Here is a 14,976-nt window from a genome sequence, read left to right on the forward strand (position 1 = left end):
TACACGAACGCCGAACAGGACGTCCACATCGATCCGCACAGGCCCGAACCCGCGCTGACCTGGGAGGACACCGGTTCTCCACACCCCAGCTCCGCCCCTACAGCTACAACTTCTCATGTACCTCTCCCAACACCCTCACCCAGGAGGGGCGCCGGGAGCGGTGGACAAAGGAGCCCGTCATGAAGTTCCGCGCAGAGCGCACCGAGTTCGAGGAGGCGGTCAAGTGGGTCCAGCGGACCGTCGGGGAACGTGTCAGCTTCCCCGCGATGGCGGGGATCAAGCTGAGCCTGTCCGGTGACACGCTGACGCTCTCGTCGACCAACGGGCAGGTCGACTCCGAGCTGCACCTGACCGTCCAGGGCGAACGCGACGGCGGGGCGCTCGTGTCCGGCAAGCTGCTCACGAACGTGGTGCACCTGCTGCCGAACGACGCGGTGGAGCTCGAGGTGGAGGCGGAGTCGCTGCACATCACGTGCGGACGGGCCAGCTTCGAGCTGCGCCTGATGATGCTGGAGGACTTCCCCGCGATGCGCACGCCGATGGCGGACGCGCCGTCGGCCACGTTGAAGGCCGAGGAGTTCGCCGCCCTGGTCGGGCAGGTCGCCAAGTCCGCCAGCACCGAGGACGCCCGGGCGGCCCTGACCGGGGTGAAGCTCGAGGCGGGGGACGGCAGCTTCACCGCGGCGGCCACGGACTCCTACCGCCTCGCGGTCCGGACGATCGGCTGGGACGGTGAGGGGGAGATGAGCGCGCTGGTCTCGCGCCGCGCCCTGGACCAGGCCCGCAACGCCGCCGAGATGCTGTCGAGCGAGGTCAAGCTGATCCTCGAGCCGAGCTACGCGACCTTCGAGTTCGCCGACCGCCGGCTCGTGTCCACCCTCATCGAGGGCAAGTACCCGCCGTACCGCCAGCTGATCCCCGACGGCTTCGAGCGCCGCATGCGCGTCGACCGCCAGGCCCTGACCGAGGTCGTGCGCCGCATCGCGGTGGTCGGCGAGGCCGACAAGGCGATGACGCCGGTGATCTTCGAGATGGCTGGCTCGAGCGTCGTGGTGAAGGCGGACTCCACGGAGGCCGGGCAGGCCCAGGAGTCCCTGCCGATCGAGCTCGAGGGCGAGCCGCTGACGATCGCCTTCAACCCGCGCTTCCTCATCGACGGCCTCGACGCGGTCGGCGGGGACGAGGTCATGCTCGAGTTCCGCGACGAGCTGAAGCCCGCCATCCTCCGCCCGCCGGCGCCGGAGCAGGGCGACGACACCGACCAGGCCGACTTCCTCTACCTGCTGATGCCGGTCCGGATGTGAGCCGGTGACGGCCGCGCCGTCGCGCTGATGCGGCTCGAGTCCCTCCACCTCCTCGACGTCCGCAACTACGAGCGGGTGGACCTGGCCCTCGAGCCGGGCGTGTCCCTCTTCGTCGGCCCGAACGCCCAGGGCAAGACCAACCTGCTCGAGGCCGTCAGCTACCTGGCCCTCGGCCGCAGCCACCGGGTGTCGAGCGATCAGGCGCTGGTCCGCGTGGGCGCCGCTGCCGCGGTGATCCGGGCCGAGGCCCGCAGCGACCACGACGAGCGCATCGCGGTCAGCCTCGAGCTGCGCCAGGGCCGCAACCGCGCCCAGCTGAACGGCCAGCCCCAGCAGCGGATCGGTGACGTCATCGGTCGGATCCGCTCGGTGCTGCTCGCGCCCGAGGACCTCTCCCTCGTCCGGGGCGATCCCGGGGACCGGCGGCGGTTCCTCGACGACCTCCTGGGTGGTCGTCGCGCCAGCTACATCGGGATCCGCAGCGACCTCGACCGCGCCCTGGCGCAGCGCAACGCGCTGCTGAAGGACGCGCGGGCGAGCGGGAGGATCCCGCGGGACGTGCTCGAGGTGTGGACCGACACCTACGTCCACACCGCCGGCCCGGTCCTGGCCGCGCGGATCGCCGCCGTCCACGCCCTGGCCGACCCGGTCCGCGAGGCCTACGCCGACCTGGTCGCCGACAGCCCGAGCCACGACGTCGCCCGCCTCCCCGAGCTCCGCTACGAGCTCTCGAGCGGCCGTCACGTCGTCGGCCGGACGGGACAGCCCGTCCCCGACCCCGCCGAGCTCGCCCAGGAGCTGCGGGAGTCCCTGGCGGCGCAGGAGGGTGATGAGGTCCGGCGGGGCACCACGCTCGCCGGGCCCCACCGCGACGAGCTCTACCTCGGCATCGGCGCGCTCCCGGCCAAGGGCTACGCGAGCCACGGCGAGCAGTGGTCGATCGCGCTGGCCCTCAAGCTCGCGTCCCACGGTGTGATCGCCGAGGTGGGGGATCAGCCGCTGGTCCTGCTCGACGACGTGTTCGCCGAGCTGGACGACCACCGCAGGCGACGTCTGGCCGAGCGCTGCGCGGCCTTCGACCAGGTGCTCGTGACCTCCGCGATGGGCACCGAGGTCCCTCTGGACGGGATGCGCTTCCAGGTGCGCGCCGGTAGCGTCACGGCGGCGTCGTGACAGGGAGGTTCACGTGAAACAGGGGCGACCGCGACGACCGGAACCCCAGCCGCTGGGCCGGGCGCTCGACGAGCTGGTCATGCGCCGGCGGTGGGCTGGACGCCTCGACGGCGCGCGGATCTTCGACGTGTGGGACCAGGTGGCGGGGGAGGAGATCGCGGCCCACGCGACCCCGGTCCGCCTGCACGGCGGTGTCCTCGTGATCCGCGCGGCGGATGCCGGGTGGGCGACCCAGCTGAGCTACTTCACCGGCGACCTCCAGGCACGGGCGAACTCCCTGATGGGACCGGACACCGTCCGGAAGGTCCAGATCGTCGTCGGCAGCTGATCGATCCGCCCCTGACCAGGGCAAATGCGATCTGGGGACGCCTGCGGGCCTGACCCCCCTGGCGTGGTAGGCTGGGCGACCAAGACGTTCCAGGCCCAGAGACGCCCGCAGACACGCCATTTCTCCCCTGTCTGCCGATGGCGTCTGCACGCGGGTCGACGTGTCACCCCGATCCAGGGAGGCTCCGACGTGGCAAGCGACGAAATCGATGGTGTGCCCCCAGGACGGGACGAGGAGGCCGAGATCGTGGTCCCGTCGGACCCCGCCCCCGGCGGCGCGCCGCATGAGTACGTCGCCTCGGGAGGGGCGCATGAATACGTCGCGTCTGACATCACCGTGCTCGAGGGGTTGGAGGCCGTCCGCAAGCGGCCCGGCATGTACATCGGCTCGACCGGCCCCCGCGGGCTGCACCACCTGGTCTGGGAGGTCGTCGACAACTCCGTCGACGAGGCGATGGCCGGTCGCTGCGACCGCATCGACGTGGTCCTGACCGCCGACGGGGGCGTGCGGATCACCGACGACGGTCGCGGCATCCCCGTCCTCGAGCACCCGACGCAGAAGAAGTCGACCCTCGAGGTCGTCATGACCGTCCTCCACGCGGGCGGGAAGTTCGACAACCAGGCCTACGCGGTGTCCGGTGGCCTCCACGGCGTCGGCATCTCGGTCGTCAACGCGCTGTCGAGCCGTCTCGTCGCCGAGGTGAAGCGCGACGGGCACCTGTGGCGCCAGTCCTACCAGCGCGGTGTCCCCGACGGTCCCGTCTCCCAGGTCCGCCCCCTCGCCGAGGGCGAGGGCACCGGCACCACGATCACCTTCTGGGCCGACGACACCGTGTTCGAGACCACCGAGCTGAACTGGGAGACGCTGGTCACCCGGTTCCGCGAGACGGCATTCCTGACAGCCGGCCTGCGGATCACGGTCACCGACGAGGGCGTGGACCCCGACGAGGAGGAAGGGCCCCGCCACGCGGAGTTCCACGCCGAGGGCGGTCTGAGCGACTTCGTCGCGCACCTCAACGCCACGAAGAAGACCGAGGTGCAGGAGGAGGTCATCGCCTTCACCGGCTCGGAGCAGCACGAGACCGAGGGCATGGCCGAGATCGACGTGGCCATGCAGTGGACCAGCGAGTACCACGACTCGATCCACTCCTTCGCCAACACGATCAACACCCACGAGGGGGGTACGCACGAGGAGGGCTTCCGGGCCGCGCTGACCTCGGTGGTGAACCGGATGGCCAAGGAGGCCGGGATCCTGCCCACCAAGGGCAAGGACGGCATCGAGAACCTCGACGCGGCCGACATCCGCGAGGGGCTGACCGCGGTCCTCAGCGTGAAGCTCGGCGACCCGCAGTTCGAGGGGCAGACCAAGACCAAGCTCGGCAACACCCACATCCGCAGCTTCGTGCAGCGGACGGTGAACGAGCACCTCAAGACCTGGTTCGAGGAGCACCCGAACGAGGGCAAGCGCATCTTCCTGAAGGCCGTGTCGTCCGCGCAGGCGCGGATGGCGGCCCGGCAGGCGCGCGACCTGACCCGGCGCAAGGGCCTCCTCGACTCGACGTCGCTGCCCGGCAAGCTGGCGGACTGCCAGTCCCGGAACCCCGAGGAGTGCGAGATCTTCGTGGTCGAGGGGGACTCCGCCGGCGGCACGTCCAAGCAGGCGCGCAAGCGGGAGTACCAGGCGATCCTGCCGATCCGCGGGAAGATCCTGAACGTCGAGAAGGCCCGGATCACCAAGATCCTCGAGAACAAGGAGATCCAGGCGCTGATCACCGCGATCGGGACCGGCATCGGTGAGGAGTTCGACATCACCAAGGCCCGGTACCACAAGGTCGTGATGCTGATGGACGCCGACGTCGACGGCGCCCACATCCGGACCCTCGTCCTGACCTTCCTGTTCCGCTACATGCGCGAGCTCATCGAGGCCGGCTACGTCTACATCGCCCAGCCGCCGCTGTACCAGATCAAGCCCAAGGGCTCGAAGTCGAAGAAGAACATGCGCTACGCGCTGAACGACGCCGAGCGCGACCGGATCGTGGCGGAGATGACCAACGGCGAGGGCCGGAAGGTCGAGATCGGCCGCCTCAAGGGCCTCGGCGAGATGGACGCCGAGCAGCTCGAGGTCACGACCATGGACCCGCGGACCCGGAAGATGCTGCAGGTCTCCCTGCAGGACGCCGCCGCCGCCGACCAGATGTTCTCCATCCTGATGGGTGACGACGTCGAGGCACGTCGTGACTTCATCGTCCGCAACGCGAAGAACGTGGAGTTCCTCGATGTCTGACAACGACCTCCCGGGCGGCCCGATCGATCCGAACGACGAGGTCGGCGCGGAGATCGCCGACGCGGCCCTCGAGACCTTCGAGCCGGTCGAGATCGAGGAGGAGCTGCAGCGCTCCTACATCGACTACGCGATGTCCGTCATCGTCGGACGGGCGCTGCCGCACGCCCGCGACGGGTTGAAGCCGGTGCACCGCCGGATCCTCTTCAGCATGTGGGAGGGCGGCATGCGGGCGGGGACCCAGCACCGCAAGTCCGCCGCCGCCGTCGGCGACGTGATGAAGAAGTACCACCCCCACGGCGACTCCCCGATCTACGACGCGATGGTCCGCATGGCCCAGCCCTGGGCCATCCGCTACCCGCTGGTCGAGGGGCACGGGAACTTCGGGTCCGTCGACGGCGACCCGCCCGCGGCGATGCGCTACACCGAGGCCCGGCTGTCCCCGCTCGCGATGGAGCTCCTCCGCGACATCGAGGAGGAGACCGTCGACTTCCAGGACTCCTACGACGGGATGGAGTCCGAGCCGCTGGTGCTGCCCAGCCGCTTCCCGAACCTGCTGGTCAACGGGTCGGCCGGCATCGCCGTCGGGATGGCGACCAACGTCCCCCCGCACAACCTCAACGAGATCACCGACGCGGTCATCGCCCAGATCCGCAACCCGGAGATCACGCTCGAGGAGCTGATGCAGATCGTCCCCGGGCCGGACTTCCCGACCGGCGCGCTGATCATGGGCAACGCCCCGATCCGCGAGGCCTACGAGACCGGCCGCGGCTCGATCCGCATGCGCGCGATCGTCGACGTCGAGGAGCACGCCGGCGGGGAGCGGCTGGTCGCCACCGAGCTGCCCTACCAGGTCAACAAGGCGAACCTGGCGCTCAAGATCGCCGAGCTGGTCAACACCAAGCGGATCACCGGCATCCGCGACATCCGCGACGAGTCCAACCGCCAGGGCAACCGGCTGGTCATCGAGCTCAAGCGCGACGCCAACGCCCAGGTCGTGCTGAACCAGCTCTACAAGATGACCCAGCTGCAGGACACCTTCGGCGTCATCAACCTGTCGCTGGTCAACGGCGTGCCCCGGACGATGGGGCTCAAGGCCACCATCGCGGAGTACATCGACCACCAGGTCGAGATCATCCGCCGGCGGACCGAGTACCGGCTCCGCAAGGCGCGCGAGCGCGCCCACGTCCTCGAGGGCCTGATCGTCGCCCTCGAGAACCTCGACGACGTCATCCAGCTCATCCGGAACTCCGCCAGCGCCGACGCCGCCCTGAGCGAGCTGATGGAGACCTACGACCTCTCCGAGGTCCAGGCCCGCGCCATCCTCGACCTGCCCCTCCGCCGCCTGGCCGCCCTCGAGCGCCAGCGCATCGCCGAGGAGTACGACGAGCTGATGGGCCGCATCACCGAGCTCGAGGGGATCCTCGCGGACCACCAGAAGGTCCTCGACATCATCACCACCGAGCTCAGCGAGATCCGCGACAAGTTCGGCGACGCCCGCCGCACCCGCATCGTGCCCGCGGAGGGGGACCTCGACGTCGAGGACCTCATCACCGAGGAGGAGATCGTCGTCACGATCACCCAGGGCGGCTACATCAAGCGGGTCAAGGCCAGCGAGTACCGCACCCAGAAGCGCGGCGGCAAGGGCATCTCGTCCGGCGGGCTGAAGGACGAGGACATCATCTGGGACCTGTTCAGCACCTCGACCCACCACTGGGTGCTGTTCTTCACCTCCACCGGTCGGATGCACCGGATCAAGGCGTGGCAGATCCCCGAGAAGAGCCGCACCGCCCGCGGGGTGTACATCGCGAACGTGCCGGGCCGCGAGCGCGAGGCCGACGAGGTCGTCCGCACCGTCGTGCACCTGCCCGACCTCCAGTCCGAGGGCCTGAACCTGCTGTTCACGACCGCCGGCGGGATCGTCAAGCGGACCAAGTTGGAGGAGTACGACTCGCCGCGGTCGACGTTGATCGCCATCTCCCTCCGCGAGGGCGACGAGCTGATCGACGTGCGGCTGACCAGCGGCGACGACCAGGTCATCCTCGTCAGCGAGAAGGGCCAGGCGATCCGCTTCCACGAGTCCGACGCCCGGACGATGGGTCGCAGCGCGTCGGGCGTCAAGGGCATGGACCTCGCGGACGACGACAAGGTCCTGGCCTGCGCCATCGCCGAGCCCGAGGGCTACCTGGTCGTCATCACCGACGAGGGGTACGGCAAGCGCACCCCGCTCGAGCGCTACCCCACCCAGAAGCGCGGCGGGAAGGGCGTGCTGACCGCCCGGCTGACCGACGCGCGCGGCAGCCTGGTCGGCGCGCTCGTCGCCGGCTACGAGCAGGAGATCTTCGTCGTCACCGACCGCGGCACGATCATCCGCATGGACGTCAAGGACGTCCGCCCCACCGGCCGCGCGACCCAGGGCGTCCGGATCATGACGCCGGCCGCAGGCGCGAAGGTGGCGAGCGTCGCCAAGGTGATGGAGCTCGTCGACGACGAGGACGACGTGGAGGGGACGGCGCCGGTCGAGGGCGACGACGACCCGGCCGACGAGGCCGGGGCGGACGAGTGATCCGGCGACCAGCGCGCGTATAGACTGCCTCGACGATGTCCACCACACAGCGCCCGCAGAGCGCCCGCAGCCGCGGCGCGACCCGCGTGAGCAGCCAACCGCCACGCGAGCGCGTCCGCACCGGGCAGGTCGTGCGGCGCCGTGCCACCGTCCGCCGGGTCGACCCCTGGTCGGTCCTGAAGCTCAGCGTGATCTTCTACTTCTGCTTCCTGCTGGTGGTGATGCTCGGCCTGACCGTGTTCTGGTCGGTCGTCATCAACATCGGGATCATCGACACGATCACCAGCTTCCTGGCCGACCTGCAGCTCGAGCTCGCGATCAACGGGTCCAACATCGCCCGCGCCGCGTTCCTCCTGGGCCTGCTCAACGTCGTGCTGTGGACCGGCATCAACGTCTTCCTCGCCTTCCTCTACAACCTGGTCGCCGACCTCCTCGGCGGCCTTCGGATCGAGTTGGCGAGCGAGGAGTAGCCGCGTACACTCCTCCGTCCGCAACGCATACGGGCCATTAGCTCAGGCGGTTAGAGCGCACCCCTGATAAGGGTGAGGTCCGAGGTTCAAGTCCTCGATGGCCCACGCGGGGTTGGATGTCATGAGCGTCCGCCCATGACATCCACCGGACCGGAGTCCCGGCTTCGCCGGGCATCCGGTCAGCCGCGTGGGCTCCGCCCACGTCCCTCCCAAGGGGGCTCCGCCCCCTTTCGATCCCCCGGTGCCGTGCACCGGTTGGGTCAGACGCCGTTGGGCGGTTGGGGTCTCCGGGGTGGGTGTGCACCGTCGGGTGGGGTCCGGGCGCGCGGATGTGCACTTGGGCCAACCGGGTGGCTCACGTGCACATCGTGGCCGGGTCGTTGCGTGGTCGTGGCCCGCTCAGAGGGGCTGGGCGGGGGCGGGTGGGGCCAGTCGGATGCGGACGTCGACGGGGGTGACGCCGTGGCCCTCGGGGCGGACGAAGACGGGGTTGATGTCGAGCTCGGCGATCTCGGGGACGTCCTCGACCAGGGCGCTGATGCGGAAGAGCAGGTCGCGGAGGGCGGCGACGTCCGCGGGCGGCGCGCCGCGGTAGCCGGTGAGCAGGGGGTAGGTCCGCAGCCCGGTGAGCATGTCGTCGATGTCGACGTCGGTCAGGGGGGTGATGCCGACGGCGACGTCACCGACCAGCTCGAGGGCGGGGCCGCCGGCGGCGATGGTGACCACGGGTCCGAAGGACCGGTCGTGGACGACGCGGACGGCGACCTCGACGCCGTCGGTGACCATCTCCTGCACCAGGTACGCGCCGGACAGGTCGGTGCGGCCACGGGTGGCCAGCGCGGCGTCGATCCGCCCGACGGCCTCGTGGGCCTCCGCGGCCGTGCGACAGCCGAGGACGACCGCACCCAGGTCCTGCTTGGCCACCGGCGCGGCGATCTTCACCGCCACCGGCGCATCGAGCTCGCGCTGGGCCAGCGATGCCTCCGCCGCCGACGTCACGCGTCGGGTCCGGACGCGACGCACCCCGTAGGCGTCGAGCACGTCGGCGGTCTGGACGTCCTGGAGCCACGTGCCCTCCGGGTGCGCGGCGAGGACGGCTCGGAGGTCACGCCGCACCCCCTCGACGTCGACGCCCTCGGGGCGGACCACCGTGCCGAGCGGCCGGCGGCGCCACTCCGCGTGCACCGCCGCGCGGCCCAGGGCTCGCGCGGCGTCCGCCGGGTCCCGGAACCACGGCACCGCACCGCCGGTCCGCCTGGCGGCCTGCTCGGGTCCGAACAGGACCGCCACGGCGGCCACGTCCTCTCCCAGGCCCTCGGCCCCGCTCGCGATGCCCTGCGCGACGTCCTCGACCCGCGCCGCCGGCGGGCTGGTGATCGCCACCACGGCGTCGACCTGACCGCTGGCCCCGACGAGCTCGATCGCCTGGCGGTAGGCGTCACCGCCGGCGCCGGCCAGCAGGTCGATCGGGTTCGCCGTCCCGGCCCCCTCGCACAGGACGGCCGCCAGGGCGGACCGCAGCTCCTCGTCGAGCTCCGGCAGGACGAGCCCCGCGGCCTCGAGCGCATCGGCGGCCATGGCGCCGGGTCCGCCACCGTCGGTGACCACCGCGATGCGACGTCCCCTGGGCAGCGGTTGGCTGCCGAGCAGGCGTCCCACGTCGAGCAGCTCCTCGAGCGTGCCGGTCCGGATGACGCCGGCCTGACGGCACAGTGCCTCCACCGCGCCGTCGAGGTCCGTCGGGTCCGCGGGGCTGACGGGGGTGCGGTGACCGGTGGCGGCGCGCTGGGCCGCGGGGCCGCGGACCGCCTTCACGATGGCGATCGGCTTGGTCCGCGCGATCCGCCGCGCGATGCGCGCGAAGCGGCGCGGGTTGCCGAAGGACTCGAGGTACGCCAGGACGACGGCGGTGCCCGGGTCCTGCTCCCAGCTGAGGAGCAGGTCGTTGCCGCTCACGTCGGCCTTGCCGCCGAGCGAGACCGCGCTCGACACCCCGAGGCCGAGCTCCTCGGCCCGTCGCAGCACCGTCGAGGTGACCGCGCCCGACTGGGAGGCGAGCGCCACCCGACCGGCCGGTGGCAGTCCCGGGGTGGTGGTGGCGTTGAGCCGCACCTCGACGGCGGTGTTGACCAGTCCCACGCCGTTCGGCCCGATCACCCGCATGCCGTGGGCGCGCGCGCGATCCAGGAGGTCTGCCTGCAGCGCGGCCCCCTCGGCTCCCCGCTCGAGGAAGCCTCCGGACGCGACGTACGCCGCCCGCACGCCGAACCGCCCGGCGCGCTCCACCGCGTCCGGCACCTCGGGGGCCGGCAGGCAGACGTACAGCAGGTCGGGGACGTGGGGGCAGTCCTCGATCGCGGCGATCCGGCCGTCGGACGGGTCTGCCGGGAGGGAGGGGTCGACGACGTAGACCGCGCCGGTGAAGCCGCTCGCGCGGAGGTTCGCCGCCACGGCACCCGCACCGTCGACGGTGTCGCCGGTGGCCCCGATGACCGCGATGCGGCGGGGCTGGAGGAAGCGGCGCAGCGCCTGGCGGGCGGCGACCTGCTCGTCGCGGGCGATCGCGGCCAGGTACGACTCGGTCGGGTGCACGTCGAACGTCGCGTGGACGTCGGTGCCCTCGAGGTGCTGGACGACGTCGACCCCCAGGTCGTGGATGACGCGCAGCATGCGGACGTTCGAGGCCTGCACCTCCGCGACGATGCGCGTCCTCCCCTCCTCACGGGCGATGGCGGTCAGCTCACGGAGGAGCACCGTGCCGATGCCCCGCCCCTGGTGCGCGTCCTCGACCAGCGCAGCGAACTCCGCGGTCGACTCGTCGACCGCGGCGAGCTGGGCCAGCGCCACCACCTGCTCGGCGCGTCCGCTGCCGGTGGTGGCGACCCGCACGACCGGGCCGTCCGGCTGCTCGAGGCCCAGGAGCGCGGGTGCCCGGTCGATCGCCACCGCGCCGCCGAACCGGTACCGGATGGACGTCGGCGACAGGCGATCCCACATCGCACGCAGCTTCTCGACGTCGCCCTGCCGTGGCGGTCGGACGTGGATCGTGGTGCCGTCGGGCAGCAGGTGGTCGGCCTCGGCGCTGGCAAGCGTGGTCACAGGAGCTCCTCGCACTCGTCGCCAGCCACCCTCGCGGGACGCACAGGGACCCGCTAGGGCTGATGGCCTCCCCGTGGCAGGGACCATCGACCCGACGCCCGGCTGAGCCGCCCCGCGTGGTCGGGTACGCTCCGCGGCCCACGGCTCCATGGAGGACGAGATGAAGAAGTTGCTGATCCTGCTGGCCGCTGCGACCGCCGGCGCGCTGGCGCTCAAGCGGCAGCGCGACCGTGAGCTCGACGAAGCGATCTGGGAGGAGCCGCGGGACCTCTGAGTCCCGCTACGCTTGTCCGATCCCCGCAGGGGACCCCTCGGGGCCATAGCTCAGTTGGTAGAGCGCTGTCTTTGCAAGGCAGATGTCGCCGGTTCGATTCCGGCTGGCTCCACGATCAGTTGAGGTGCGGGACCTCGGTCCGCTCGTGCATGCGCTCGCCGCAGTGCCGGGGCGGGGTCGCTGACCCGCGCACGAGCAGGAGCATCTCGGCCCCGCACCCGCTGCACAGGTAGGTCACGCGCCCGTCCTCCGGTTCGACGGGGGTCGGGGGACCGTCGGGGATGTGATCGCCGCCGCGGCGGAGGGACCCCAGCGACGCGACCCCCACCGACCAGATCGCGACGCCGAGCAGCGGCGCGAGCACCCACTCCAACGGGATCCGCCCGGCCAGGGCGGCTCCGAGGGCGACCAGGATCACCGCCCACAGCGCGCGCTTCATGCGTCACAGCCTGCCACGTCGGCCCCCGGGCACCCTCCCCACGTCACTGGGAGGACCTCCCTGGTGGGGGGTGGACCCTGGACCACAGCCATGTGGTTCCGCAGGTCACCCGCGAACTCGTCCACAGGTTTGCCCACAGCTGTGGATGACGTCACACGAGGGGAGTTCCGCACGTGTCGTTCTGTCCACACCTGGGGAGAGCGGTGTGGACAGCTACCGCCACTGGCTCAGGATGCCCAATCCCACCGCCATGAACCCGAAACCGCCGAAGATCCACGCGTTCCCACCGGGCAGGAACCCCGGGAAGATGTAGTTCACGAGGATCACGACGATCCCGGCGATGATCAGCCCGGTGCCGACCACGGGCACCCAGGTCGGGCTGGGCGGCGGCTTCGGCTTCGGCGGCGGCGTGTAGGTGTCGCGCTTGGACTTGGACTTGGGCACAGCAGGACCTCGCTAGCTCGTTCGACGCGGTCCCGGCGCACGGCGGCACGCGGCTGCGGCGAGCCGGGACGGACCGCAAGGGTAGCGCCGTGCTACCCTCGGCTGCTGGGTCGGCGGGACTCGACCCTCGCCCCTGCTGTCTGACCACGAGGAACGCCGGAGATGCGGCTCGCACTGCGCGCACTGGGCTGGCTGCTGATCGCGGCCGGCGCGGTGGTGGCCCTGTACCTCGTCTACTCGCTGTACTGGACGGGACTCGAGACGTCCCGCTCCCAGGACCGGCTCATGCAGGAGTTCGAGGAGTCCATCGGGGGGGACTTCGTCGCGGCGGCGCCGACCGAGGGCGACGACTTCGACCTCGAGACCGCGGCACTCGACCCGCTCAGCGCGGAGGACCCCTCCGTGGGCCCCGCGACCGCGCCGACCGCCGCCGAGGTGGGGGATGCGGTCGGCGTCATGGAGTTCCGGCGTCCCGCCACCGGCCAGCAGGTCGTCACCGACCCGGTGGTCGTGGTGGAGGGCATCACCACCGAGGCGCTCCAGTCCGGGCCCGGTCGGTACCCGGGGACCGCCTACCCGGGCCAGACCGGCAACTTCGCCGTCGCCGGGCACCGCACGACCTACGGCGCGCCGTTCTGGGATCTCGACCAGCTCGAGGCCGGCGACGAGATCCACGTCACCGACCGCAACGGGACCCGCTGGGTCTACGAGTTCGCCGAGAGCCGCATCGTCGGTCCCCAGGACGTGTCGGTGATCGGCGAGGACCCCCTGGGCACCGGCGCGCCGACCCTCACCCTCACGACGTGCCACCCGCGCTGGTCCCAGACCGAGCGCCTGATCGTCTTCGCGACCCTCAGCTCGGACCAGGTCCCCCTGGCGCTCGCGTCATGAGCGATCGGCCGCCGCCCCCTCCGTCCACACCTGGCCACCACCCGTGAGCCCGCTCGCCCGCGGCGCCATGATCGCCGCCGCCGTCGTGGTGGCGGTCGTCGTGCTGTTCACCTGGGTCTTCCCCTGGATCGAGCGGATCCTCGTCGCCGACCCGACCCTCGCCGGCTGACCCCGCTCCTGTCAGAGGGGGTCACCGGGGGCGCCGGCGGCGCACCACCTCGGCGAGTCCGAGGCCGACCAGCACCAGGAGCGCGGCGGCGAGCGCGATCGCGCTCGACCGCGGTGCGGGCAGGGCGGTGGTCATGACGGCCATGGGCCGCTCGGTGGGGGTGGCCACCTCCGACGCTGGTGCTGGACGCGTCTCGGCCTGCGGGACGACGGGTCCGGTGGGCGGCGGGTCCGGGGTCGGTTCCGCGGTGGGCGGGTCCGCAGTGGGAGGGTCCGCGGTGGTCGGGTCCGCTGTGGCAGGGGGTGGGCCCGGCGGGGCCACGGCCGCCAGCTGGGCATCGAGGGCGGTCCACACCTCCGGCGGTTCGAACCCCGCCCGCCACGCCGCGATGCCGGCGAGGCCGTGGGTGGCGACCAGCACGGTCTTGCGCTGGAGGCTCGCGACGTCCTCCATCCAGATCCGGTGGGGCCGGCCGCGCTCGTCGACGTAGGTGTGGACGTCCATGCCGGCTGCCGGGTCGTAGGCGACCGCCGTGCCGCGCTCGGCCGCCCGGCGGGCCATCGCCTCCATCCCCAGGGTGGCGTCGAGGTCGATGCCCTGCTCCGCCGAGGGGTCCTCGGCCCAGTCCCGTGCGTACAGCGGCAGGCCGAGCACGACCTTCTCCGGCGGGACGGTCCTGAGCAGGAACGCGGTGGACTCGGCGACCCACGAGAGGCCGGCCACGGGACCATCGCGCCGCAGGGCGTTGTGCTGGTCGTAGGCCATGAGCATGACGTAGTCGGCTACTCGGCCCAGCCCCTCCCGGTCGAAGGCCGTCGACCAGTTGCCGAGCACCCAGGTGTCGGTCATCGCGGTGACGTCGACGCTGATGACGCGGTCGGGCAGTGCGGCCTGGAGGTCGGCGACCAGCTGGGTCAGCAGCGGTGCGGTCCGGTCGTGCAGGTTCTCGAAGTCGACGTTGACGCCGTCCACGCCGCTGCGCCTCACCTCGGCGGCGATCTGGTCCACGACGCCCGCCCGGAGGGATGGATCCCGCAGCACCTGGTCGGTCAGGTCGGGATCGATGTGGTTGCCGAACAGCGGCCAGACCGCGATGCCACGGCCGTGGGCGTGGGCGACCAGGGCGGCGTCGGTGTCGATCTCCAGGGCTCCCGGGCGGGCGGGATCGAGGTACCACCACGTCGGCGACACCACGGACAGGCCGTCGGCGCGGTCGATCTGGGCGATGTACTCCGCGGTCGAGCCGCCGTAGAGCCACGCGAGGGCGATGTGCCCGTCCGGCCGCAGGTGGCGTGCCGCTGGGTCGGCGGTCGCGCCGGCAGCCGGCGGGGTGCGCAGCCCCAGGATCGCCACCAGCATCGCCACCAGGAGCGCCAGCGGGACCGCGACGACGAGGGCGGTCGCCCGGAGGACCGTCGATCCGGGTGTCGGCCCCGCGGCCACCGCCGCGGACGTCGCCACCTTGCGCTGCGTCCCCACCACCGCGACGGTAGCACCGGCGAGCACGCCCGATCGGCGCACGGACGGTGCGGTCCGGGC

At 71.7% G+C, this 14,976-nt stretch carries 12 protein-coding genes and 2 tRNA genes; 10 read left to right on the forward strand and 4 right to left on the reverse strand.

Going from position 1 to position 14,976, the window contains the following annotated elements; all coding sequences use genetic code 11:
* The first annotated feature begins 179 nt into the window (after positions 1–179).
* From dnaN to ACEQ2X_RS11220, 7 genes are all read left to right on the forward strand, one after another.
* Positions 180–1,304 (forward strand): DNA polymerase III subunit beta, encoded by a 1,125-nt coding sequence (dnaN, locus tag ACEQ2X_RS11190; RefSeq protein ID WP_370325894.1) that lies wholly within the window; start codon positions 180–182, stop codon positions 1,302–1,304.
* Between the two features lie 27 nt (positions 1,305–1,331).
* Positions 1,332–2,477 (forward strand): DNA replication/repair protein RecF, encoded by a 1,146-nt coding sequence (recF, locus tag ACEQ2X_RS11195; RefSeq protein ID WP_370325895.1) that lies wholly within the window; start codon positions 1,332–1,334, stop codon positions 2,475–2,477.
* Between the two features lie 13 nt (positions 2,478–2,490).
* A complete protein-coding gene (locus ACEQ2X_RS11200) occupies positions 2,491–2,805 on the forward strand; it encodes a DUF721 domain-containing protein (RefSeq protein WP_370325897.1) in 315 nt (104 codons plus the stop codon).
* A 189-nt stretch (positions 2,806–2,994) separates the two neighbouring features.
* Positions 2,995–5,088, forward strand: a complete 2,094-nt coding sequence (gyrB, locus tag ACEQ2X_RS11205; protein ID WP_370325898.1) for a DNA topoisomerase (ATP-hydrolyzing) subunit B — start codon at positions 2,995–2,997, stop codon at positions 5,086–5,088.
* Positions 5,081–7,651 carry a DNA gyrase subunit A gene (gene gyrA, locus ACEQ2X_RS11210; protein ID WP_370325899.1) on the forward strand — a complete coding sequence of 857 codons (2,571 nt, stop codon included), beginning with the start codon at positions 5,081–5,083 and terminating at the stop codon, positions 7,649–7,651. Before gyrB ends, gyrA begins: the two co-directional genes overlap by 8 nt.
* A 35-nt stretch (positions 7,652–7,686) precedes the next feature.
* Positions 7,687–8,121 carry a DUF3566 domain-containing protein gene (locus ACEQ2X_RS11215; RefSeq protein WP_370325900.1) on the forward strand — a complete coding sequence of 145 codons (435 nt, stop codon included), beginning with the start codon at positions 7,687–7,689 and terminating at the stop codon, positions 8,119–8,121.
* 31 nt (positions 8,122–8,152) lie between these two features.
* Positions 8,153–8,226 (forward strand) — tRNA-Ile (locus tag ACEQ2X_RS11220).
* 294 nt (positions 8,227–8,520) lie between these two features.
* On the opposite strand, the gene ACEQ2X_RS11225 is transcribed toward ACEQ2X_RS11220, so the two are convergent.
* Positions 8,521–11,220, reverse strand: coding sequence for a GNAT family N-acetyltransferase (locus tag ACEQ2X_RS11225; RefSeq protein ID WP_370325901.1), 2,700 nt, complete (start codon positions 11,218–11,220; stop codon positions 8,521–8,523).
* Between the two features lie 313 nt (positions 11,221–11,533).
* Between ACEQ2X_RS11225 and ACEQ2X_RS11230 the strand changes: the two genes are divergently transcribed.
* A tRNA-Ala gene (locus ACEQ2X_RS11230) sits at positions 11,534–11,606 on the forward strand.
* Between the two features lie 3 nt (positions 11,607–11,609).
* On the opposite strand, the gene ACEQ2X_RS11235 is transcribed toward ACEQ2X_RS11230, so the two are convergent.
* On the reverse strand, positions 11,610–11,933 hold the full coding sequence (locus tag ACEQ2X_RS11235; RefSeq protein WP_370325902.1) for a hypothetical protein: 324 nt from the start codon (positions 11,931–11,933) through the stop codon (positions 11,610–11,612).
* Positions 11,934–12,146: 213 nt separating this feature from the next.
* Positions 12,147–12,377, reverse strand: a complete 231-nt coding sequence (locus ACEQ2X_RS11240) for a cell division protein CrgA (RefSeq protein ID WP_370325903.1) — start codon at positions 12,375–12,377, stop codon at positions 12,147–12,149.
* Between the two features lie 162 nt (positions 12,378–12,539).
* On the opposite strand from ACEQ2X_RS11240, the gene ACEQ2X_RS11245 reads away from it, so the two are divergent.
* Together ACEQ2X_RS11245 and ACEQ2X_RS11250 are read left to right on the forward strand one after the other, a co-directional pair.
* The gene (locus tag ACEQ2X_RS11245) at positions 12,540–13,268 is read left to right on the forward strand and encodes a class E sortase (protein ID WP_370325904.1); all 729 of its coding nucleotides are present in this window, start codon (positions 12,540–12,542) and stop codon (positions 13,266–13,268) included.
* Between the two features lie 43 nt (positions 13,269–13,311).
* Positions 13,312–13,437 (forward strand): hypothetical protein, encoded by a 126-nt coding sequence (locus ACEQ2X_RS11250; RefSeq protein WP_370325905.1) that lies wholly within the window; start codon positions 13,312–13,314, stop codon positions 13,435–13,437.
* Between the two features lie 21 nt (positions 13,438–13,458).
* On the opposite strand, the gene ACEQ2X_RS11255 is transcribed toward ACEQ2X_RS11250, so the two are convergent.
* Positions 13,459–14,916 (reverse strand): glycosyl hydrolase family 18 protein, encoded by a 1,458-nt coding sequence (locus ACEQ2X_RS11255; RefSeq protein WP_370325906.1) that lies wholly within the window; start codon positions 14,914–14,916, stop codon positions 13,459–13,461.
* Between the last annotated feature and the right edge of the window lie 60 nt (positions 14,917–14,976).

The sequence above is a fragment of the Euzebya sp. genome (assembly GCF_964222135.1).
GTDB lineage: Bacteria > Actinomycetota > Nitriliruptoria > Euzebyales > Euzebyaceae > Euzebya.